Annotated in this window: 17 protein-coding genes and 2 pseudogenes; 14 read left to right on the top strand and 5 right to left on the bottom strand. The window is 73.0% G+C overall.

Features of this window, described 5'->3' with window-relative positions; translation table 11 throughout:
• Positions 1-160 precede the first annotated feature (160 nt).
• From ACIBTS_RS19735 to ACIBTS_RS19755, 5 genes and pseudogenes are all read left to right on the top strand, one after another.
• Positions 161-877, top strand: a complete 717-nt coding sequence (locus ACIBTS_RS19735; RefSeq protein WP_399321086.1) for a hypothetical protein — start codon at positions 161-163, stop codon at positions 875-877.
• Between the two features lie 39 nt (positions 878-916).
• A complete protein-coding gene (locus tag ACIBTS_RS19740) occupies positions 917-1,087 on the top strand; it encodes a hypothetical protein (RefSeq protein WP_399321106.1) in 171 nt (56 codons plus the stop codon).
• A 17-nt stretch (positions 1,088-1,104) separates the two neighbouring features.
• A pseudogene (locus ACIBTS_RS19745) lies at positions 1,105-1,549 on the top strand (DUF1996 domain-containing protein); the annotation flags it as partial.
• Between the two features lie 187 nt (positions 1,550-1,736).
• Positions 1,737-3,128 carry a diacylglycerol/lipid kinase family protein gene (locus ACIBTS_RS19750; RefSeq protein ID WP_399320853.1) on the top strand — a complete coding sequence of 464 codons (1,392 nt, stop codon included), beginning with the start codon at positions 1,737-1,739 and terminating at the stop codon, positions 3,126-3,128.
• Entirely contained in the window at positions 3,121-3,693 is a 573-nt protein-coding gene (locus ACIBTS_RS19755; protein ID WP_319675274.1) for a phosphatase PAP2 family protein, read from the top strand. Before ACIBTS_RS19750 ends, ACIBTS_RS19755 begins: the two co-directional genes overlap by 8 nt.
• A gap of 6 nt (positions 3,694-3,699) precedes the next feature.
• On the opposite strand, the gene ACIBTS_RS19760 is transcribed toward ACIBTS_RS19755, so the two are convergent.
• Together ACIBTS_RS19760 and ACIBTS_RS19765 are read right to left on the bottom strand one after the other, a co-directional pair.
• The gene (locus tag ACIBTS_RS19760) at positions 3,700-4,335 is read right to left on the bottom strand and encodes a class I SAM-dependent methyltransferase (RefSeq protein WP_319675275.1); all 636 of its coding nucleotides are present in this window, start codon (positions 4,333-4,335) and stop codon (positions 3,700-3,702) included.
• An 84-nt stretch (positions 4,336-4,419) separates the two neighbouring features.
• Positions 4,420-7,137, bottom strand: a complete 2,718-nt coding sequence (locus ACIBTS_RS19765; protein ID WP_399320854.1) for a protein kinase — start codon at positions 7,135-7,137, stop codon at positions 4,420-4,422.
• A 240-nt stretch (positions 7,138-7,377) separates the two neighbouring features.
• Between ACIBTS_RS19765 and ACIBTS_RS19770 the strand changes: the two genes are divergently transcribed.
• Positions 7,378-7,551, top strand: a complete 174-nt coding sequence (locus tag ACIBTS_RS19770; protein ID WP_319675277.1) for a hypothetical protein — start codon at positions 7,378-7,380, stop codon at positions 7,549-7,551.
• A gap of 13 nt (positions 7,552-7,564) precedes the next feature.
• Here the strand turns inward: ACIBTS_RS19770 and ACIBTS_RS19775 are convergent, their stop codons facing one another.
• From ACIBTS_RS19775 to ACIBTS_RS19785, 3 genes are all read right to left on the bottom strand, one after another.
• On the bottom strand, positions 7,565-7,825 hold the full coding sequence (locus tag ACIBTS_RS19775) for a hypothetical protein (protein ID WP_399320855.1): 261 nt from the start codon (positions 7,823-7,825) through the stop codon (positions 7,565-7,567).
• Between the two features lie 614 nt (positions 7,826-8,439).
• The gene (locus ACIBTS_RS19780; RefSeq protein WP_399320856.1) at positions 8,440-10,461 is read right to left on the bottom strand and encodes an NlpC/P60 family protein; all 2,022 of its coding nucleotides are present in this window, start codon (positions 10,459-10,461) and stop codon (positions 8,440-8,442) included.
• Positions 10,462-10,727: 266 nt separating this feature from the next.
• Positions 10,728-11,075, bottom strand: a complete 348-nt coding sequence (locus ACIBTS_RS19785; RefSeq protein WP_399320858.1) for a helix-turn-helix transcriptional regulator — start codon at positions 11,073-11,075, stop codon at positions 10,728-10,730.
• Positions 11,076-11,202: 127 nt separating this feature from the next.
• Between ACIBTS_RS19785 and ACIBTS_RS19790 the strand changes: the two genes are divergently transcribed.
• From ACIBTS_RS19790 to ACIBTS_RS19825, 8 genes and pseudogenes are all read left to right on the top strand, one after another.
• Positions 11,203-12,012 (top strand): anti-sigma factor antagonist, encoded by an 810-nt coding sequence (locus ACIBTS_RS19790; protein ID WP_399320860.1) that lies wholly within the window; start codon positions 11,203-11,205, stop codon positions 12,010-12,012.
• Positions 12,013-12,099: 87 nt separating this feature from the next.
• A complete protein-coding gene (locus ACIBTS_RS19795) occupies positions 12,100-12,708 on the top strand; it encodes a flavin reductase family protein (protein WP_399320862.1) in 609 nt (202 codons plus the stop codon).
• 54 nt (positions 12,709-12,762) lie between these two features.
• Positions 12,763-13,131 (top strand): hypothetical protein, encoded by a 369-nt coding sequence (locus ACIBTS_RS19800; RefSeq protein WP_399320864.1) that lies wholly within the window; start codon positions 12,763-12,765, stop codon positions 13,129-13,131.
• A 547-nt stretch (positions 13,132-13,678) separates the two neighbouring features.
• Positions 13,679-14,149 (top strand): annotated as a pseudogene (locus tag ACIBTS_RS19805) (hypothetical protein); the annotation flags it as partial.
• A 48-nt stretch (positions 14,150-14,197) separates the two neighbouring features.
• On the top strand, positions 14,198-15,580 hold the full coding sequence (locus ACIBTS_RS19810) for a hypothetical protein (RefSeq protein ID WP_399321087.1): 1,383 nt from the start codon (positions 14,198-14,200) through the stop codon (positions 15,578-15,580).
• On the top strand, positions 15,577-17,034 hold the full coding sequence (locus ACIBTS_RS19815; RefSeq protein WP_399320866.1) for a VWA domain-containing protein: 1,458 nt from the start codon (positions 15,577-15,579) through the stop codon (positions 17,032-17,034). Before ACIBTS_RS19810 ends, ACIBTS_RS19815 begins: the two co-directional genes overlap by 4 nt.
• Before the next feature lie 38 nt (positions 17,035-17,072).
• Positions 17,073-18,197: an AAA family ATPase gene (locus ACIBTS_RS19820; protein ID WP_399320868.1), complete on the top strand. Its 1,125-nt coding sequence runs from the start codon at positions 17,073-17,075 to the stop codon at positions 18,195-18,197.
• The gene (locus ACIBTS_RS19825) at positions 18,194-21,010 is read left to right on the top strand and encodes a hypothetical protein (RefSeq protein WP_399320869.1); all 2,817 of its coding nucleotides are present in this window, start codon (positions 18,194-18,196) and stop codon (positions 21,008-21,010) included. Before ACIBTS_RS19820 ends, ACIBTS_RS19825 begins: the two co-directional genes overlap by 4 nt.
• Position 21,011: the final 1 nt, after the last annotated feature.

A 21,011-nucleotide genomic window follows, 5' to 3' on the forward strand; every position in this document is an offset into this window, starting at 1 on the left:
TACGAAACCCCGTGCGACGAGTGCCTGGGGGGAGACCTTGAGCATCCTGCGTCCGGACGTGGAGCGGCCCCGCGACAGCCACGCGGAGGGCGAGCCTCGCGACCGCAGCGCCGAGGACGGACCGCGCGGCGGCCGTACCGAGGACAGACCGCGCGGCGGAATCCGCGTGCTCGCGGCCGCCGCCGCGTTCGTCGCCCGGACGCTGCGGGGCGAGTGGTACGGCATCGTCGTCGACCCCCTACGACAGCTGCGCCGGCGCGGCCCCGGTGCGCTGCTGCTGGCCTTCGTGGCCTGCGCGGGCGTGATCTTCTTCCACGCCATCGCCCAGCACCCCACCGGCGAGACGGCGGTGCGGATCCTCGGCGGGGTCCAGGGCGACCTGCCCCTGTGGGTGGCCCTGTTGCGCACCCCGGTCTCCCTGTACGTCCCGGCACTCGACCTGCCGGTGTGGGCCGGCATCACCCAGCTGTTCCTCGCCTTCGCCCTCGCCGAACTGGCCCTCGGCCGCCGCAGGACCCTGCTGATCGCCTACGCGTCCACCGTGGCCGGAACGCTCACCGTGCGGGTGATGCTGGCGATGGGGCCGGGCTGGTGGGGTCTCGGCCTGCCGCCCGAGATCGGACATGTGCTCGACACCGGTCCCTCCGCGGCGGTCGTCGGGCTGTTCACGTACCTCGCGGTCGTCCGCCGCGCGCCCATCGTCTTCTTCCTGACCGGCGGCTCGATGGTCATGGAATCGATCGCCAAGCCCAACCTCGCCGGCCGCGAGCACCTCATCGCGGTCGCCGCCGCCATCGTCCTGGGCCTGCTGCACGAGCGTGCCCAGTGGCGCCGACGGCGGATCGCGTCCGTGCCTGCGGACATATCGGTGCAATGAGCAAAGGTCCAGGCCAGAGCGTTTTCCTGAGATGGTGCCATGAATTCGTGGGAACTGGCCGGAGTCGGCGCCGTCACGATCGACTGCCCGGACGTCGGAAACGGCCTGACGTCCGTCCCGGAGGCGGCCAGGCACGAGGTCGACCGCGAACTCGCCCTTCTCGACGAGCAGATCGCTGCCGCCCACCGACAGCTCCAGGACCAGGCGTAGGCCGTGCGGGAGGACCACTCACCGCCATGCCCCGGCTGCTGCGCATCATCACCGGCGACGCCAAGGCGTTCGTCAACGGCCCGGCCAACGCCAACGCGTCCTGCAGCTGCACCGGGTTCGAGGACCGGCAGCTGAACGACAAGTACCCGCTGTGCCCGGCCGGCAGCGACGTGGTGCGCACCTTCCGCTTCCAGAGCTGCTGGGACGGCGCCAACATCGACAGCGCCAACCACCGCACCCATGTGGCCTTCGCCGCCGTCGACGGCTCCTGCCCGGCAGGCTTGCGCGCCGTCCGCACCTGGTGCAGCGCATCGTGTACGACGTCGACGCGCCGAGCCTCGCCGACGGCGGCCGGACCACCCCGCTGTTCGCGGTGGACTCCTTCCCCGAGCAGTTGCACAAGCCCGTCACGGACCAGGCGACTTCGTCAACGTCTTCGACGACGACCTGATGCGCAGCTGAAGTTTGCCGCCGCCCTGGCCGACGTACCCGTACGGGCGTCTTGCCTCTGCCGCCTCGAGGCCGTCGCCGACACGGGCGACGGCACCGGGAGCGCGGTCACGCCAGGGTGCCGCGCCATGGACAATTGATCGAGATCATTGGCGCTGTCGACGCACAACAGGGAGCCTCGGAGCATGGCGGGCGCACGGTGAACGAGACACGTAGGACGAAATGGGCGCTGCCGCACCTCGGCCGGGCGCAGCAGGACGCCGTCGCCCGCGCGCGGGGCTGGGCCCGGCTCGCCCTGGTGCTGGTCGCCGGCTGCGTCGCGATGGTGATGGCGGGCGCGGGATCCGGTGGCTGGCTGATCCTGCTCGCCGGATTCGCCCTCCTCGCGCTGGCCGCCGCGGGCGTGTGGTGGATGCTGGCGCACCGGGGCGGACCCCGGGTGCTCGGCGGCCTGCTGGCCGTCACGGCTCCGGTGGGCGTCATGGTGCTGTACGCCATGTCCGGCCTGTGGCCGGTGGCGGTGGGCGCGCTCGGTCTGTGGGCGGGGGCCCTCGCCTCGGCCCGGGCTTCGCTGCGCAGTGTGCGCCGGCCCAAGGGCACGCACGGCCGCCGGACGCCGCCGCCGAGCCGACCGGTCCTGATCATGAACGTCCGCTCCGGTGGCGGGAAGGTCGAGAAGCACGGCCTGGTGGAGCGCGCGGAGGCGCTCGGCGCCAAGGTCGTCCTGCTGGGCGCCGACGACACCTACGTCGACCCGGCGGCGGAGGCCCGCCGGGCCGTCGCCGAGGGCGCGGACCTGCTCGGAGTCGCGGGCGGCGACGGCACGCAGGCGCTGGTCGCGGCCGTCGCCGCCGAGCACGACGTGCCGTTCCTGGTGATCGCGGCCGGCACCCGCAACCACTTCGCCATGGACCTCGGCCTCGACCGCACCGACCCCGTGCTCAGCCTCGACGCCCTCACCAACGGCGTCGAACTCCGGGTCGATCTCGGCGACGTCAGCGGGCGGCCCTTCGTGAACACCGTCTCCTTCGGGGCGTACGCGGAGATAGTGCAGAGCCCCGAGTACCGCGACGCCAAGGCCTCCACCGCCCTCGACCAACTGCCCGACCTGCTGCAGGGCGGCTCCGGCCCGACCCTGGACATCCACACGGACGACACCCATGTCCACGCGCCGCAGGCCCTGCTGGTCAGCAACAACCCCTACGCGCGCGCCGACCCGCTCGGCGGCGGCCGCCGCCCCCGGCTGGACGCCGGACTGCTCGGCGTGATCGGCGTCCGGGTGGAGGGCGCTGCCCAGGCCGCCGAGCTGGCCCTGCTCGGCGAGCGTGCGGGCAGCATCATCTCGGTGACCTCCCGGCGGGTCGTCGTCGAGGCCGACCGAGAGCGCATCGCGGTGGCCGTCGACGGCGAGGCACTCGAACTGGCCACCCCCGTCGTGTGCACGGTACGGCCCGCCACGCTGCGCGTCCGCGTGCCTCGGCACCGTCCGGGCGCCGCCTACGCGCCCCCCACGGTCGACTGGCGACGCGTCGTCCGCCTCGCGCTCGGCCACCCCGACCCCCGCACGATCAAGGAGGCCTACGATGTCTGACCGTCGGCAGAAGCTGTCCACCCTACGTCTGGTCAGTGACCTCGCCACCCTGGACCAGGCCCTGTACGAGGCGGTCACCGTGACCAGGACGCCCACCCTGGACACCGCGCTGCGCCGGCTTTCGGCCGCCGCCGACCACTCCAAGCTCTCCTTCGCGGTCGCCGGGGCGCTCGCCCTGCGCGGCGGCCGCCCGCGCCGTGCCGCCGCCCTCGGGGTCGCGGCCATCGGCGTCGCCTCGGCGACCGCCAACCTGCTCGGCAAGCAGCTCGTGCGGCGTCCGCGACCGCACCGGGCCGAGGACTCGCCGTTCCCGGGCCGGCATGTGCCGATGCCGCAGTCGGCGTCGTTCCCGTCCGGGCACACCGCCTCGGCCGTCGCCTTCGCCGCCGCCGTCGGCCCGGCCCTGCCGGTCGCCGCGGTCCCGCTGGGCCTGCTGGCCTGTGCGGTCGGCTACTCGCGGGTCCACACCGGCGTGCACTACCCGGGTGACGTGGTGGCGGGCGCGCTGCTGGGCACGGGCGCGGCGGCGCTGGTACTGGCGCTCGCCGCCCGCAGCGACGTCTGACCGCCTCTACTGCCTTCCGCAGCAGAGGAAGAGGTGGGGCTCGGGCACGGCCTCGGGATGGTCGGGGGTGAACAGCACGTTCTCCTCGGCCAGCACGGTCAGTCCGGCCCCGGAAACCACGTCGACGAGATCCTCACCCGCGAAACTGGTCACCCGTACGGGCTGCCCCATGAACACGGCGTCGACCCCCTGCACGTCCAGCGGCACGGTGGCGAGCACGAGACTGCCGCCGGGCCGTAGCGCCCGCGCCAGCCGGCCGATCAGGGCGCTCTGCTGTTCACGCTCCAGCTGGAGCAGCGAGAAGTACACGCAGACCGCGTCGAACGAGCCGTCCTCCAGAGGGAGTTCACGCACGTCGACACAGCGGAACGTCGCCTGCGGCACCTGGCGCGCGGCAAGGTCGACCATCACGGGGGAGACGTCCACGCCCAGCACCCGGTGACCCGCCCGGGCGAGGGTCTCCGCCGTGGGCCGCCCGGTCCCGCTGCCGACGTCCAGCACCCGACTGCCCGGCGCGAGGCGGCCGAGCAGCCACTCCAGGGACCGGTGGTGCGCCTCCGCGTGCGCGAACGCCTTCTCGTACGCGGCTCCCAGCGCGTCGAACACGCGCGCCGCCCGCTGCCGGTCGTCCTCGTCCGTCAAGCCGGCCTCCCCGTCGTGTGGTGCAGGTCCCGCGCATCCTCGCACTCCTGAGGGGGCCTCACAACGCCGCGTCGACAGGGCCGTTCATCCCGCCCCGCCCGAGTCGAGCAGGGCCAGCAGCGCGCGGGCGTCGCGGACGGTGGGATGCCCCTCGCCCAGCAGGCGGGCGGCCTCGGCCACCGCCCGCTCGGCGCGATCCACCCCACCCGGCTCCGCACAGCCCAAGAGGGCGTACGACACCGAGAGCCGCAGGGTGAGCGGATGCCGGCCGCCCAGCCGCGCCCGGGCCTCGGCGCGGAACTCCCCGCACTCCCGGCGAGTCTGCTCCGTGGACCTCGCCCCGCCCTCCTGCTCCCACGCCAGCACTCGCGCCTCGATGTCCCGGGCCGCCTCCCGCGACGCCTCCGCCCGGTCCTCGGCCTCGTCGATTGCCGTCGCGAGCGCCGTCGCCGTCTCGGCGTCACCGGTGTCTGCGACGGCGGTCCGCTGCGTCTCGTTCCGCGTGTACGCCAGCGTCTCGTGCCGCAGGGTGACCGGCAGCGTGGCGTGCTCACGGATCAGGGCACGGGCCTCCGCGGACAGCGGCGGTGCGTCGAGGGGGCCCGACTCGGCCGCCTCCGGGAGCAGTTGCGCGGCGACCTCGGCGGGTGTGGGCCGCCGGGCCGGGTCCGGGTGCAGACAGTTCCGGACGACACGGTCGAGGCCGGCGGGCAGGCCCGACAGGTCGGGCGTGTTCGTGCGGATGCTCTCCACGACGGCCGGCGCGTCGCTGCCCCACGGCAGCCGGCCGAGCGCGAGCCGGGCCAGCAGCGTGCCGAGGGAGAACACGTCGCTGGCCGGGGTGAAACGGGCCTCGCCGCGCAACTGCTCGGGGGAGGCGTACGCGTAGGTGCCCGCGAACCCCTCGCGGGGCTCGGTCAGCCGCTCGATCTGGGCGATGCCGAAGTCGATGACGCGCGGCCCGTCCTCGGTCATCAGCACGTTGGCCGGTTTCAGATCGAGGTGGACGATCCCCGCCTCGTGGATCGCGGTGAGCGCGGTCGCGATGCCCGCGCCCACGCGCCGTACGGTCGGCTCGTCCAGCGCGCCGAACCGCTGGACGAACTCCTGCAGAGAGGGCGCGGACACGTACGGCACGGCCATCCACGGGGTGTCACCGGCGGTGTCGGCGGCGATCACGGGGACGGTGAACCGTTCCTCGCGCACCCGGCGCGCGGCCTGTACCTCGTGGGCGAAGCCCTCCCGGATGTCGGCGTCCGCCGCGTACTCGGCGTGCAGCGTCTTGACGGCGACCAGGATCCCGTCGGCGTCCCGGCACAGGTAGACCCGTCCGAACCCGCCCTTGCCGATGCGTTGCAGCACCTCGTAGGAGCCGAAGGCGGGCGGGTCGTCGGCCACCCGGGACGCCCTGGCCCGGGGAGCCTGGCGCCAGCCGCCGAGAGCCACGGCCCCGTCGTCGAACACGGTGACCGCGGGCGGCGCGACGGGCGCGGGCGGCCGGTCCTGCGGTCCCTGCTCCGCGACCACCTGCAACGTCACCGCCACGGGGCCGTCGGAGCCGAACGAGAACGCCTGCGCCTCGACGTGTTCGCCGTCGCGTGCCCGCACGCACACTGCCGGCAGTCCCAGCCGCCCGCACAGGTCGGCGTCCTCGGCCGTCGGCTCCGGCGCGGGGCGGGCGAAGTACAGCGCGAGCACCTCGTGGCCCTGGTCCGCCAGCTGCTTCAGCAGCAGCTGCCACCGTTCGAAGGGCACCGCCTGCGGGCCGCGCCCGCCGGTCTGTTCCGCGAGGCCGGTGACCACCGTGGCGACCCCGGTCCCGCTCCTGCCCGTCACCAGGCCGAACGCCGTGACCGGAGCCGACACCACGTCCTGGGCCAGCGCCCGGCTCGCCTCCTCGCCGATCCGCAGGACGGTCTCCGCGGCCCTTGCGGCCAGCCCGTCGCGCTGGGCGCTCAGGATGTCGTACTCCGTGGTTCCCGGGCCCTGACCCCGCAACTCCAGGCAGTCCAGTACCTGTTGGAAGACGCGGCTCGCCGTCGCGAACTCCTCCGCGCCGACCGCCGCCTTCGCCTGGGCGACCCGCGCGTCGAGGGCCTGTTCGCTGCCGGCTCCGTACAACTGCTCGCTGGTGTCGGCGAGTTGCCCGTACATGCGCAGGGCGCGCCGCAGATCGCCGGACTCCTCGATGGCGCGGGCCGCCTCCCTGAGGTCCCGCAGACCGTCGTGACCGCCCTCCTGGCCGAGCGGCAGGCTTCCGGCGAGGCGGGCGTAGTAGCTCCTGGCGATGCCGGTGATCCGGTGGGCCGGGCCCAGTTCCTGCTCGGCGCCGCGCAGCATCTCGGTGAACGTGCGGAGCGCGGCGGCTGTGTCGCCGGACTCCAACTGCCAGTGCCCGACGTTGCACTGAAGGTCCAGCGCGGCCTCGGCACGACCCTCCGTCTCCGCCGTGTGCCGCATCGCCTCGTACCGGCGTACGGCCTCCTCGGGACGGCCGGCCCGGCCGTACCAGTGGGCCAGCTGGTGACGGGCGAGGTGGGTGTGCGGATGCCCGGCGCCCTGATGGGTCTCCTGGTCCGCGGACAGCCGCGCGAACAGCTCGATCGCGGCCTCCGGATTCCCCGACTCCCCGGTCCAGTGGGCGTGTTGGTGACGCATGATCAGCGTCTCGGGGTCGTGCGGCCCCAGCGTGCGGGTGGCCCGGTCGGCCAGCGCGCGGTACTGACGCTCCGCCTCCGTGTACCGACCGGCCCTGCCGCTCCGCTCGGCGACGGCGGCCGCGGAGTGCAGCTCCTGCACCACGCGCTCGCGACCGTCCCCCTCGGACGCGCTCTGTCGTCGCCCGGCTCCCCACCGCATCCGGCACCCCCGTTGGTCGTCACGCACTGATCAGTTCACGCCAGAGAGGTGGAGACGGTTCCAGAACCGGCCGGAATCCTATTTTCGGCTACCGTAAGTAACATGATCCAATCCTCTTGACGTGGGCCTACTGGTGAGTAGCCACGGCCCCGGTAACCGCCGTTCCCGTTCGGAGGACCCCCCATGCCCTCTCCCGAGGATGCCCTGCAAGAGGCCCGCACCGCCTACGAGGAGCACGTCCGCACGTGCCGTCAGTGCCACTTCGACATGTCGCCGTGCGCCGTCTCCAAGCACCTGCTGCGCATCTACAACAACGCCAGAAGAGCCCAGGCGCGCCCGAACTCCGCGGCGCGCTGAGGAAGCCGGCGGCTCAACCCCGCCGCGGGGGCACCGTCACCGTCAGGTTCCTGATCTCGTAGCCGCCGATCTCGTCCTTGAACGAGACCCGCGGTGAGCTGGTCATCCGCAGACCGTCGAGCGCGAAGAGCCTGCTGAGCAGGACGTCCGCCTCCAGTACGGCGACCCCGGCGCCCGGACAGCGGTGGGCGCCGTCCCCGAAGGCCAGCCCGGCCGTCCCCGGGCCCAGCTCCAGCTCCCGGCCCGGGCGCAGCAGGCACGGGGCGCGGCCCACGACGTCCGGATCGGCGTTGGCCTCGTCGACGAAGATTGGTGATCAGCTCCCCGGTGCCGACGGACGCCCCGCCGACCCGCATCGGAGCCGTGGTCCGGTGCGACAGACGGCCCACGACGGGCTCCAGTCGCAGGATCTCCCGGAGCAGTTCCAGTCGCTGCGGCTCCTCGGCCGCACGGTAGCGCTCCAGCAGGCGCGGGTCGTCGAACAGGTGCCAGGCGGCGACGCAGAGGAACTCGCGGGTGGTGACCCATGCCCGCCGCCGCGTAGGTCAGGTACTCGCCGAGGATCTCCGCGCCCGAGCACCCCTCGGCGACCAGATGCGCGATCAGGTCGTCCCGCTCCCGCTCCCGGCCCCGGTGCGCGCGGATCGCCGGGCGGACGTCGGCGAGGTGGATACGCAGCCAGTTCGCGTTCTGGCGCAGCAGCCGGCGCAGGCCGTGCAGACTGGTCAGCCCGGCCGACCGCCCCCTCGGTCGACCTTTCGCACGCTGTCCCGCGCGTCCCCCATCGGACCGCCCTCCCGGTTCGCCGCCCCGAAGGCCGGTGTCACCGGGGCGAGCGCCCCCGCGATGCCTCTTTACCGGCCATGCCCCGGCACAGAGGCGGCCCGCTCAAGCGGGCCGAACGGCACCGCGCAGCGCACCCTCGCCGAACGGGAGGATCGCCTCCTCGCGGATGTACGCACCCGGACCCGGGGCGTGGACCATCGTGGCGCCGTCCGTGCACAGGCCGACGTGGCTGAGGTCGTCGTGGAAGAACACCAGGTCGCCGGGGCGGAGCTCGTCGAGGCCAACACGGGTGAAGGCCTTCGCCTGGTCGATGGCGGACCGCGGCAGACTCACCCCGGCGGCCAGCCAGGCGGCCTGGGTGAGGCTGGAGCAGTCGTACGACTCCGGTCCTGTGGCGCCCGGGAGGCAGGGCCGCCCGATCTGCGCACGCGCGAAGGCGAGCGCCTTGTCCGCCTTTCCCAGATAGGCCGTGCCGGTCGCGCTGAACGTGGTGCCGACGGGGGCCGCGGCCGGAGCAGGCATCGGCGCGGGGGCGGGTGCGGGCGCCACGAGAACCGGCCCCGCGGGGCTGCCCATCGCCGCCCCCATGACGTCCGTCACGGGGAGGGCCATGCCCGGCATCGGGGCGGCGACGCCGACTCCGGGAGCCGGGTAACCGGACACGGAGGCGGCGCCCACGAGTTCGGGTTCCCACAAGCCCGCCGCGGCCGCGGTCAGGGCCGCCTCGGGCACGGGGATGCCGGCAGGCGGCGTCGCGAAGCCGACCTGGGGCATCGGGGCGCTCGCCGCGGGTGCGGCGAAGACGGTGTCGGGCGTGGGGAAGGCGAACGAGTCGGTTCCCGGTCCGGCTTGGGTCATCGGGAATCCGGTGGCCGGCGTAGTGGCGTCGGCCGCGGGATACGGGAAGCTGAACGGAGGCTGCGCCGCATCGGGTGCGGACGACGGGAAGCCGCCCCCGGCCGGCGCGGCGGCGACGACCGGGATGCCGGCGGCCGGGGTGGTGGGACCGGCGTCGGGCATCGGGAAGGCGAACGAGCCGGTTCCCGGTCCGGCTTGGGCCATCGCGGTGTCGGGCATGGGGAAGCCGAACGAGCCCGTCGCGAAGTCCGGTGTTGCGGCGGCGTCCGGCATGGGGAAGCTGAAGTCGGGCGCCGGCCCGGCCTGGGGCATCGGGGCGCCGAAGTCCGGTGTGGCGGCGGCGTCCGGCATGGGGAAGCTGAAGTGGGGCGCCGGTCCGGCCTGGGGCATCGGGGTGCCGGCCGCGGGCGTGGCCGCGGCGGCGTCCGGCATGGGGAAGGCGAACGGGCCGGTGTCGGAGCCGCTCTGCGGAGCCGGGGCACCCGAAGGGCCGGCGCTCATGGCATCGAAGTCGGGAAGGATGAACGTGCCCGTCGTGGGATCGACTTCGGGCATCGGAAAGCTGAACGCGGGCTTCGCGACGCCGAATTCGGACGTCGGGAACGCGGACGCGCGCTCACCGCCGCCGAGTGCGGAGCCCGCGCCCGGCGTCATGATCTTGAACTCGGGCAGTTGGTCACCGCCGCCTCCACTGAGCTCCGCCGCCGCGTCAGGGCCAGGCGCCGCCGGGGCGGCAGGCGGTCTCATCGGCTGAGGCATCGGTTGTGTCATCGACGGCGCGGCCGACGGCCGGGACACGGACGCCAGGGCCTTGGGCTCCGCCCGGCGCGCCTCGGGCGCCTGCTCGGCCGCCGGGGGCGGCGCGGCGACGGCTCGCGCGGTCAGCTCCGGTACCCGGCGCTCGGGCGCCTCCAGTTCGAGTCGTGCACGCGAGGCACTGCCCTCGAAGGCCCTCTCCAGTTCCTTCGGCACCCGGGGAGCGGACGGGGCGACGGGACGGGCCGGCATCCGGTCGGTGGGCAGAACTGCCGGGACCGTGGGACCAATGCTGTTGCGCGCCCCGTCGAACCACTTCCGGGTCACTGCCTCCAACGACGGGTCGGCCCCTCCGCGCCCCCGGGTCAGAGAGATGCCGGATCGACGGCCGCCGCTCGACTGAGCACGTGTCACGTTGTGTTTCCCGGTGTCGTTCTCGGCCCGGTCGTACAGCGCGTTGACCGCCTGCTGGATCTCCGCTCGGCTGGGCTCGTCGGCCTCCGTCGCCATGGAAGACGTACTCCTTCCGTGCTCCGTGGGCGGAACCGGCCCGCGGATCCGGACGCTCCCCGAGTCGAGGGCGCCCCAAGCTCTGTGCCCTGTCGGGCTGTTGGCCGCTTGACCCGGCGGTCGTGCCAGAGTCGTTCATGCGGTCTGGGCGTCAACTTAGCCAACTTGTGTGACTGGTGTGAAGATTGAAACGCTAAATGTCCGATACGTATTCGTGACCTTCGTCTCTCTCCGCCCGTGGGCCGCCGAACGGCCGTGTGAGGCGGTCAGGGGCGGAGGTCTTGTGCATCGGCGTCGGGATGTCCGGCGCGCCCCGCCTCGTCCTGGATCAGCAGTGAGAGCAGGGCCGCCACGCTCAGGCCCGCCTCGGCGGGATGGCGCAGTACCTTGCCGGGCTCGATCCGGTAGGTGTTGCCGCGCCCTTCCCTCGTGTGGGACAGGTAGCCGTCCTGCTCCAGGTCGGCGATGATCTTCTGCACGGCCCGCTCCGTCAGCCGGCAGTGCGCGGCGATGTCCCGGATGCGGGCGCTGTGGTTTTCCGCGATGACCGCCAGTACGCGGGCGTGGTTGGTCAGAAACGTCCATCCGTTGTGCGACTCGGGCACTCCCTCCATGGGGTAATCCTACGGCTGATCGTTCACGTATACAAAGGCCGGAACTTTATTTCATGTATCTATTGACGTATGACGGGCAGGGGGGTGAGGCTTGACGTGACATGTGGAGTGACCGGGGGAGGCGGTCATGCAGGAATCTGCCGATGACGCGAACGCCAAAGGCGGGGACGCCCGTATCGGGGCGAGGACGAGCGGTACGGAATCCATGCGGCCTGCTCCCGGGCCCGAGATCGGTGTCCGTCCCGACGGCGACCGTGTCGTCGTGGCGGTGCGGGGCGAACTCGACCTCGAGTCGGCCGAGCAGCTGGAGCACGCCCTGCGCGCCGCTCTCGGCGCCGCGGTCGGCGGCGTCGACCTGGAACTCGGCGGGGTCGCGTTCTGCGACTGCTCTGCCCTGAACGTCCTGCTCGGCCTGCGCGACCAGGGCCTGAAGCAGGGGAAGACGGTCGCCCTGCGCACGGTCGGCCCGGCGGTCGAACGGCTGCTGACCCTGACCGGCACCCGGACCCTGTTCGACACTTCCTGCTCCGACGACGACGGTGGCGACGGCGACGGCGACGGCGGCTCGGACGACCGTGGCGAGGGGCGCCGTGCCGGCGCGTCCGCCGCCACCGCGGGCGACAGCGCTCTACAGGACCTGCGCATCGAGGTCGTGCAACTGCGGCGCGCCATGCAGACCCGCCCGGTGATCGACCTGGCCCGCGGCATCCTCATGGCGTCCTTCGGCCTGAGTGTCGAGGAGGCCTGGCGGGTCCTGGTCCTGGCCTCCCAGAACACCAACACCAAGCTGCACCACCTCGCCCACGACCTGGTCCTTGCCGTACGAGGAGACCCGCCCGCCGACGCCGTGCAGGAACAGGTGGCCGCGGCGGTGGCCAAGGTCAGGTCGCAGGCCGCGCCCCTGCTGGGCGACGGGAGCGATCGCCTGGGCGACTGATTCCCCGACGACACCGTGCGAAGGAACGAGGGCGTGGGCGGAGCCCCGTTCCGCTTCCGGGGGCTCTGTCGGGTAGAACTGGCCGACATGCGCGTTGACTACGATCCCGCGGCCCTGGGCGCCGGAGCCTTCTACCGGCTGCTCACCGCCCTCGTCGTGCCCCGGCCGATCGCCTGGGTGTCGACCCTGGCCGCGGACGGCACGACCGCCAACCTCGCCCCACACTCCTTCTTCACCGTCGCCTGCACCGACCCGCCGATCGTCCAGTTCACCTCCGTCGGCCGCAAGGACTCGCTGCGCAACGTCGAGGCCACCGGAGAGTTCGTCGTCAACTTCGCGTCCGAGCCGCTCTTCGAGCAGATCAACGCGAGCGCCGTCGACTTCCCCGCACACGAGGGCGAGTTCGACGCGGTGGGCATCGAGCGGGAACCCTCGCTGCGGGTTGCGCCGCCACGCGTGGCCGCCTCGCCCGTGGCGCTCGAGTGCCGGCTGCACTCCACCCTCGGCATCGGCAACTCCACGCTGGTCCTCGGCGAGGTCGTGCACGCCGCCGTACGGGAGGACGTCATCGTCGACGGCCACCCCGACATCCGGCGTCTGCGACCGCTGGCCCGGTTGGGCGCCGACGAGTGGGGCACGGTCGGCGAGATCCACGACCTGGCCCGCATCGCCTACCGCGACTGGCCGCCGACCTGACCGCGTCGAACGTATCCTCCACCCATGACGACTCGCCGCCTGACGGTTCGCCCCATGACGACGCGTGACGGCGCCGACGCCTCCTGGCGTTCGCTGTGGTCGAAGAACTCGGCGCTGTCGATCGGCTCCGTCGACTCGTTCCTCTCCATCGGCTCCGTGGGCAGCGCACTGTCCATCGCCTCGGTCGGCAGCTTCCTGTCCGTGGGGTCCGTCGGCTCGGCCGCCTCCTTCGCCTCCGTGGGCTCCTGGCTCAGCGCGGGCTCGGCCCTGTCCGCCCGGTCCACCGGCTCGGTCCTGGCCCGCGGCCCCCGGGGCGCGGCCGCCGCGGTGGCGACCGTCGCCGGGCTGGCGGTGCTGTACACCCTGACGTCGGGCCGCGGGCGGGCTGCGGCGGGCCGGCCCCACCGCCGGGGAGACCGCTGACCGCCGGGCCGCTCAGCCGGTCGGGAGCGGGGCGCCCCGTGCGCCGTGCCACTCGCGTGGGGAGAGCCCGCAGGCGGCGCGGAAGGCCCGGCTGAAGCCGTCCGGGTCGGCGAAGCCCCAGCGCTCACCCTCCGGGGTGATAAGCCCGCGGTGCGCCCGGCCCGCACCGCCGTCAGCAGCCGCTCCCGCAGCGCCTCGTCCAGGCCCGGACCCTCCGCGAGCGCGGCCGCCGTGCGCCGCGGCGGAGCCGCCCGCCGCCCCGCTCCAGGTCCCCGATGTCCCGCGCGCACACGCCCGCCGCCTGCGCCCAACCCTCGACGGTGGGCGACGCGGGCAACCACAACTCCCGCAGCAGCGCCCCGAACACCGCCGGCTCCCCGCGCGATCCGCATGCGGACGGCGTTGTCAGTGGTCGCCGGTAACTTCATCGATGTCGCGCCATTCCGGTGTGACAACCCCCCTGTGCTGCGCCGATTCGGCGTGCGGAGCCCCGTGCTGCAAAGGAGATGGTGTGTTGTCGGACTGGGAGAACGCGAGTACGGCCCGGGTGGTGCCGCCCGCGCGACCGCGAAAGCTGGCCAAGGTCCCCTTCGTCGAACTGGCCGACGGACGCCTGCAGGGCGTGGTCTCCAGCGGCTCGGACATCGAGCGGGTGTACGTCTCGTCGGTCGCCGCCGGCACCTACGCCTTCGCCTGCAGCACCAACAACAACCGCCCCTGCGGCGGCGCGCGCGGATCGTTCTGCAACCACATCCGCGCCCTGATCACCGAGGCCGTCCTGCAGTACGGCGCCGACCGCGTCGGCCGGTACCTGCGCGTCGAGCCCGCGGGCGCCGAGGCGGACGCCGCCGCCCTCACCGCCGCCATGACCGGCACCCACCCGCCCCAGGCGGACGGCAAGGCCGCCGCCGCACCCGTCTTCAGCCGGTTCCTGCGCCATCTCGCCTACCTCGAACTGGCCCCGGTCACCACCCCGTTGCCGGAGCTGCACTGGTTCCCGCCGACGCGGTCCGCGGCCTCCTCGGGGGCGCCCCCGCGCGAGCCCGGTGCGAGCACCGACGAGCAGATCGGTCGGCTCAGCGACCCCGTGGAGGGGCTGGACGAGGCACTGGCGGCGGTCGACGCCTTCGACCGGACCCTTGTCGACGGCCTGCTGCGCCTGCGGCCCGACCGGGTGGGAGACCTCACCGGACTCGCCCACGCCGTCGCCGGCACCCCGCTGGCCGCGCGAGTCGCCGAGGCCGCCGAGAAGGCCGCGGCCGGAGCCGCCGGCGAGGACGACTTCGTGGCGCTGGCCGCCGCCCGCACCGCCCTCTTCGGCGCCGTGCACGACGCGCTCACCGCAGGCGTCGACGAGATCACGGGCCGCACGCGGGAGGAGCGCGCACCGGCGGCCCCTGCCGAGCGCCCGACGGTGAACCTGCAGGCCGCCGCCCGCACCTGGCTGTCGGACCTCGCGCGCACCGGCTGGCAGGGCATCGACCACGACCTGGTCGGCGGAGCCGCGCCGATCGTCTCCGCGATGCTGCCGCACCCCGAACTGCGCCGCCTGGCCACCCTGCTCGACGGCTTCGCCGCCGAACTCGCCGCCTCCTGCCCCGGCGCGGTCCTGGAGCGGATCCCGGCCCGCCGTTGGGGCGACCTGTGGGCCCGTGCCCTGCTGCTGACCCGGCCCGGCGCGGCCGAGCCGACCGGCGTCGGCACCGCCACCGGCCGGCTGCTGCCGTTCGGCGTCGACCTGCACGAACACGCCACCGCCGCGCAGGCCCAGGTCCACGCGGTGTTCGAACCCGCCGACGGCACCGCACCCCGCCTGGTCCGCGCCGGCGTCTCGGTGCCGAAGCCGGACACGGTCGTCGAGGCCGGCGTCTGGCAGCTGCTGCGGCCCCATCTGTCACTGCTCGCGGCCGTCGGCGAAGGCCGGGCGATGGAACTCGACGCCATGCCCCTCACCGACGAGGGCGACCTGATCTGGGACGACGCCCGAGCACGCGCGGGAGACCCCGCCGACGCCCTGACCACCGCACGCGTCCTCCTGCCGGCCGCCACCGCCCCACCCACCACGCCCCTGGACCGCCACCCCGTGCGCATCTCCGAGCCGGTGTTCCTGGAGGGCTACACCAGCGAGCAAAACGGCGACACTCTCACCTTCACCGTCGCCGGACACGCCCTCCCCGTCGACACGGACCGCATCCCCACCGCGAGTCCGCTCACCCCCGAGGCGGTCGCCGCCTCCGGCGCGTGCATCGGCCTGCTCCGCTGGGACGGCGGCGGGTACCGTCTTCAGCCGCTCGCCGTCGAGACCACCGTGCGCAAGAAGGCCGTCGCCCTGCACGCGGGCGCGTGGGCCGGCGGCACCACCGACAAGGCCGGAGTCCGGGCCGAGAAGGCAGCCACGGACGCCGTCACCGTCCTTCGGGAACGGGCGGGGAGGCTGCTGCGGAAATGAGCGACCACGTGCACCGGACACCCCCCTTCGGGCCGGTTCCCGACGACAACCGCCGACAGGTCCTCTACTGGCGGCTGCTGGCCCGCCTCTTCGACCCCGAGGAGCAGGCCGGCCTGGAATCGGCGAGCCTCGCCGTCGTCCAGGACATCGGCCTGCCGCCCGCACTGCTGGACCCACAGACCTCCGTCGACTCCATCGTGCAACGCCACCCCGAACTGGCGGCGGAGTTCGACCGGTTGATGATTCCCGAGACCGAGACCGAGACCGAGACCGAGACCGAGACCGAGACCGAGACCGAGACCGAGACCGAGACCGAGACCGAGACCGGGGCCGAGGCCGCGGCCGACGAGGACGCCCGTGATCGTGCGGCCGAGGTGCGGCGCGCCGCCCTCGTGTCCAAGGTGCTGCTGAACGTCTTCGCCACCGGCTCCGGTCCCGTCAGCGCCGGGCAGCTGTCCCGCTGGCAGAGCGACGCCGGCTGGCTGGAGCGCGCCCTCGGCTGCCCGCCGGGTGGGCTGCGCGGCGGCCGAGGCACGACGCCCGACGGCGGCGACCTGGTCCCCGGGATCGGTCCGGAACTCGGCGCCGTCGAAGCGGACCTCGTCCAGCGCATGCACCTGCGCGAGGTGCTCGCCGACCCCGAGCTCGCCGCCCGGCTCACCCCGAGCATGTCCCTCATCGAGCAGCTGCTGCGCGACAAGGACAACCTCTCCGGCGTCGCCCTGGCCAACGCCAAGTCCCTGATCCGCCGGTTCGTCGACGAGGTCGCCGAAGTGCTGCGCACCCAGGTGGAGAAGTCCACGGTCGGCGCGGTCGACCGCACGGTCCCGCCCAAGCGCGTGTTCCGCAACCTCGACCTCGACCGGACCATCTGGAAGAACCTCACCAACTACAGCCCCGAAGAGGAACGCCTCTACGTCGACCGCCTCTACTACCGCCACACCGCCCGCAAGACCACACCGCAGCGGCTCATCGTGGTCGTGGACCAGTCGGGCTCGATGGTCGACTCCATGGTCAACTGCACCATCCTGGCGTCGATCTTCGCCGGACTGCCCAAGGTCGACGTACACCTGATCGCGTACGACACCCGGGCGCTCGACCTCACCCCGTGGGTGAACGAGCCGTTCGAGGTGCTGCTGCGCACCAAGCTGGGCGGGGGCAACGACGGTCCCGTCGCCATGGCCATGGCCCGGCCGAAGATCGCCGAGCCCAAGAACACCGTGCTGGTGTGGATCTCGGACTTCTACGAGTTCGGCCGCTCCCAGCCGTTGTTCGAAGGCATCGAGGAAGTCCACCGCTCCGGCGTGAAGTTCATCCCGGTCGGCTCGGTGACCAGCTCCGGCCGCCAGGAGGTCAACCCCTGGTTCCGGGAGCGGTTCAAGGCACTCGGCACCCCGGTGATCTCCGGCCACATCAACAAGCTCGTCCACGAACTCAAGACGTTCCTCGCCTAGGACTTCCCTCCTTCCGCTGTCACGAGAAAGGCCCTCCCATGACCGACCTCCTGCGCGCCCCCGCCGAGCTCAAGTACGCCGAGGAACTCGACTGGCTGGAGTCGATCGACGACAATCCCAAGCCGTTCTCCTGGCGGCTGTCGCCGAAGATGGTCCGGCTGTTCATCCTCGGTTCCGAGCGCGCCGATGGCCTCGACCGGGAGATCGCCCAGAAGTGGTTCGGTGACCGCAGCTTCGTCGAGCGGTCCATCGTCACCCTCGCCTCCGACCGCGGGCTGCTGCTCATCGGCGACCCCGGCACCGGGAAGAGCTGGCTGGCAGAGCTGCTGTCGGCCGCGATCTCCCGCAACTCGACCCTGGTCGTGCAGGGCACCGCGGGCACCACCGAGGACCACATCAAGTACTCGTGGAACGTCTCGATGGTCATCGCCAAGGGCCAGTCGCGCGAGTCGATGATCCCCTCACCGATCATGACCGCGATGGAGACCGGGTCGATCGGCCGCTTCGAGGAGCTCACGCGCTCCACCAGCGACGTCCAGGACGCGCTGATCTCGATCCTGTCCGAGAAGTACATCTCGGTCCCGGAACTGGGCAGCGACCAGGACAGCGACAACATCGTGTTCGCCAAGCCCGGATTCTCGGTCATCGCCACCGCCAACAGTCGCGACCGGGGTGTCAACGACCTCTCCTCGGCGCTCAAGCGCCGCTTCAACTTCGTCCGCATCCCGGTGGTGACGAACAAGAAGAGCGAGGCGGAGATCGTCCGCTTCCGCACCGAGGAACTGCTGCGCCGCCACCGGATCGAGCTCGACGTCCCGCCGACCCTGCTGGACGTGCTGCTGCAGAGCTTCGCCGACCTGCGGGCCTCCTCCTCGGCGGCCGGCAGCGACGACGAGAAACTGGAGTCCGCGCTGTCCACCGCCGAGCAGATCGGCGTCCTCGAGGACGCGATCCTGCACAGCAACTTCTTCGGCGAACGCGCCCTGACCGCCCACACCCTCGCCTCCTCCCTCGTCGGCTCCCTGGCCCGCCGCGCGCCCGAGGACCTCGCCATCCTCAACAAGTACCTGCACGGCGTCGTCGAACCGCGCAGCAAGGAACAAGGCGGCTCCTGGCCGGAGTTCCTCGAAGGCGGCCGCGACGCGATCGCGACCCTGTCATGAGCGGCGCTGTGAGCGGCGGCACCTTCGAGGCGCTGCGCGGCCAACTGCACCGGGCGGCAACGGCGTTCGCGGACGGTCCCGCAGCTCTGGAGGGCGTCCTGCGCGGCATCGTCGACGACGTCGAGCGCGCGGCGCGCGAGCCGCTGGAGATCTTCCCGGTCTGCCACCATTCACCGGCCTCGGCGATCGCCATGGCCCGCCGACTGCGCGAGAAGCAGCCGAAGGTGGTCTACCTGGAGCTGTGCGAGGACATGGCACCCCTCCTCACCGAGCTGCGCAACTGCCGCCTCCCGGTGGCGGTCCAGGCGTTCGCCAGCGAGGTCGAGGGCTTCCCCGCCGACTGGGCGCCGCTGTCGGTGGTCGCCCCGGTCACCGAGGCCTCCGCCGAGTACCAGGCCATCGCCTACGCCCTCGACACCCCGGGTGTCGAACTGGTCCTCGTCGACCGCTCCTCGGACCATGTCTTCCAGTGGGAGACCGAGCCGGACGCCGACCCCGCGGCGCAGGCCGACCCCGACGCGCCACAGGCCGAGGAAGAGACGGCGCTGCACGGCGACGCCGTCGGCGTGGAGATCGGCGATCTGCGCCCGCGCTTCGCCGAACTGGAGGAGTACCTCCTGCGCCACGGCCGGGTGCGGCACTGGTCGGAGTGGTGGCACCAGTACGTCGAACTGCCCCTCGGCGACAGCGACCACGACACCTACCGCCAGGTGATGCTGCTCATCGGCAGCCTCTTCCGCCGCCTCGCCCCCGGCGACCCCGCCAAGGTGCGGGTCGACGAGGACCGCGAGCGGTACATGTGGACGAGGATGCGCGAGCACCTGACCGCGACCGGCGCCGCCCCCGCGGACTGCCTCTACGTCTGCGGCGCCTTCCACGCGGCCAGCCGCGTCGCGGAGTTCGGCGTGCACGGCAGCGACTCCTTCACCATCAGCCCGCCGAGCCCCACCAGGTGGCGGCACGGCCTCATCCCCTCCAGCCACGCCGCGATCGAGGCGCAGTTCGGCCTCGCCGCGGGCTCGGTGTCCATCGCCGCGACCGAGTGGGCGAAGAACGTCAAGCGCACCGGCGTCCGCCCCTACCGCCTGGAAGGCCAGGCGGGCACCAAGAAGAGCACCAAGCCGAAGAAGGCCCTGCCCGCGGTTCCCGCTCCCACGGCCCCGCCCGCCGACCGGCTCACGGGCTTCCTGCAACGCCCGCCCGCCCTCGACGCCCTGGACGAGGCCGAACTGCTCGGCTGGTCCGTCGACATCGTGCGCGCCGCGCGCCGCAACGGATACCTCGCCTCCACCGCCGACGCCATCGCCGTCTTCGAGACGTCGATCCTGCTGGCCGCAATGCGCGACCGCGCCAAGCCGACGCCGTACGACTTCCAGGACGCGGCCGTCACCTGCATCGAGAAGGACGCCGTACCGGGCCGGCGGGACGTGGGCCGGCTGGTCGAGATCATGATGGGCGGCGACCGTGTCGGCCAGGTCGGCTATGACGCGCTGCCGCCGCTGGCCCGTGACGTGCACGACCGGCTCGCCCCGCTGAACCTGCGGCTCCAGCAGCGCGGAGTGCAGCGAGCCCTGCTGGACATCGCCTCCCGGCCGGAACTGGAGCCCTGCTCCGACCTGCTGTGGATGCTGCGCCGCCTGCTGCCCCACGGCGCCGCCCGCCCCATCATGGGCGAACGGCGACTCGGCGAGCGACCCATCCAGGAATCCTGGGACCTGGCCCTGGGCACCCATCAGCGGGCCCTCATCGAACTCGGCTACGAGGGCGTCAGCATCGAGCAGGTCCTCGAACAGCGGCTGCGGCGTGCCGCGTACGCCCCGCAGGCCACGGCCGCCCAGGTCCTGGAGGCCGTCGAGGACGCCACGCTCCTGCTGCGCAGCCGCCGCCTCGCCGACGAACTCGGCACCCGGGCCCTGGAGGTCCTGGCGGGCGAACGCAGCGTCGACGGCGCGCCGGAGGTGCTGCGCCGCGTCCGCCGGCTGCTGGCCCACTACCGCACCGCGGAACCGGTGCTCCCGCCCTGGATCGAGTCGTTCGTCAAGACCGGCTACGCGCACTACTGCACCCTGCTGCCGACGGCGTTCACCGACGAGGACGCGACGGTCCGTCAGGTCGCGGCGATGCTGGGCTTCCTGTTCGGCATGGAGAGCCTCGCCCTGTCCCTCGGCTGCGACCGCGCCCAGCTCGAACTCGCCCTCGCCCAGTCCCACCCGACCGAGCCCTCCCGCACCGCACTGCTGTGGGCGGCGCAGACCCATCTGGGCACCCTGGCGAGGACGGCGCTGCGGGAGCGCTGCGCCGAACTGCTCGGCAACCCGCTGGTCGTCCCCGCCTACCCCCGCTACCTCAGCGGGTTCGTGCACGCTCTGGAACCGGTGCCCGGCCTGGCCGACTTCGTCGTCGAGGCCGTGTCCAACGCGTTCGCCGGTCTCCCGGACCCGGTTCTGCTGCCCTGGCTGCCGACGCTGATCAGCACCCTGCGCGCGAGCGGCACCGAGCTGGCGCCGCTGCTGATCCGCGAGGCAGGCCGCGTCTTTCCCGCCCGGCTCACGGAGCTCGACACCTGGGTTCCGCCGTGGCGCCTCCGGCAGGAAACGCCGCCCGCGCGGCCGAAGTCGGCGGCGGGCGCCGCAGGCGGTCTGCCGCTCCTCGCCGCCCACCCCGCGACGTGCGACGCGCTGGCGGATCTGCTGGGCTACGACGGGACGTGGGAGACCGCCGACGCCACGTCCGGCACGCCGTCCGGAGCGGCCCTCCTCGGCCGCTATCCGGGGACCGCGCAGGCGCTGGCGGCGCTGTTGACCATCAGCTGAC

The sequence above is a fragment of the Streptomyces sp. NPDC050121 genome, from assembly GCF_044460385.1.
GTDB classification, from domain to species: Bacteria; Actinomycetota; Actinomycetes; order Streptomycetales; family Streptomycetaceae; genus Streptomyces; species Streptomyces soliscabiei.

What these genes read in the sequence shown, in the direction of transcription:
- ACIBTS_RS19785 (WP_399320858.1), bottom strand. Translation starts at nt 11,075, where the DNA reads ATGGAGGGAGTGCCCGAGTCGCACAACGGATGGACGTTTCTGACCAAC.
- ACIBTS_RS19820 (WP_399320868.1), top strand. Translation starts at nt 17,073, where the DNA reads ATGACCGACCTCCTGCGCGCCCCCGCCGAGCTCAAGTACGCCGAGGAA.
- ACIBTS_RS19825 (WP_399320869.1), top strand. Translation starts at nt 18,194, where the DNA reads ATGAGCGGCGCTGTGAGCGGCGGCACCTTCGAGGCGCTGCGCGGCCAA.
- ACIBTS_RS19780 (WP_399320856.1), bottom strand. Translation starts at nt 10,461, where the DNA reads ATGGCGACGGAGGCCGACGAGCCCAGCCGAGCGGAGATCCAGCAGGCG.
- ACIBTS_RS19770 (WP_319675277.1), top strand. Translation starts at nt 7,378, where the DNA reads ATGCCCTCTCCCGAGGATGCCCTGCAAGAGGCCCGCACCGCCTACGAG.
- ACIBTS_RS19740 (WP_399321106.1), top strand. Translation starts at nt 917, where the DNA reads ATGAATTCGTGGGAACTGGCCGGAGTCGGCGCCGTCACGATCGACTGC.
- ACIBTS_RS19755 (WP_319675274.1), top strand. Translation starts at nt 3,121, where the DNA reads ATGTCTGACCGTCGGCAGAAGCTGTCCACCCTACGTCTGGTCAGTGAC.
- ACIBTS_RS19800 (WP_399320864.1), top strand. Translation starts at nt 12,763, where the DNA reads ATGACGACGCGTGACGGCGCCGACGCCTCCTGGCGTTCGCTGTGGTCG.
- ACIBTS_RS19795 (WP_399320862.1), top strand. Translation starts at nt 12,100, where the DNA reads ATGCGCGTTGACTACGATCCCGCGGCCCTGGGCGCCGGAGCCTTCTAC.
- ACIBTS_RS19790 (WP_399320860.1), top strand. Translation starts at nt 11,203, where the DNA reads ATGCAGGAATCTGCCGATGACGCGAACGCCAAAGGCGGGGACGCCCGT.
- ACIBTS_RS19815 (WP_399320866.1), top strand. Translation starts at nt 15,577, where the DNA reads ATGAGCGACCACGTGCACCGGACACCCCCCTTCGGGCCGGTTCCCGAC.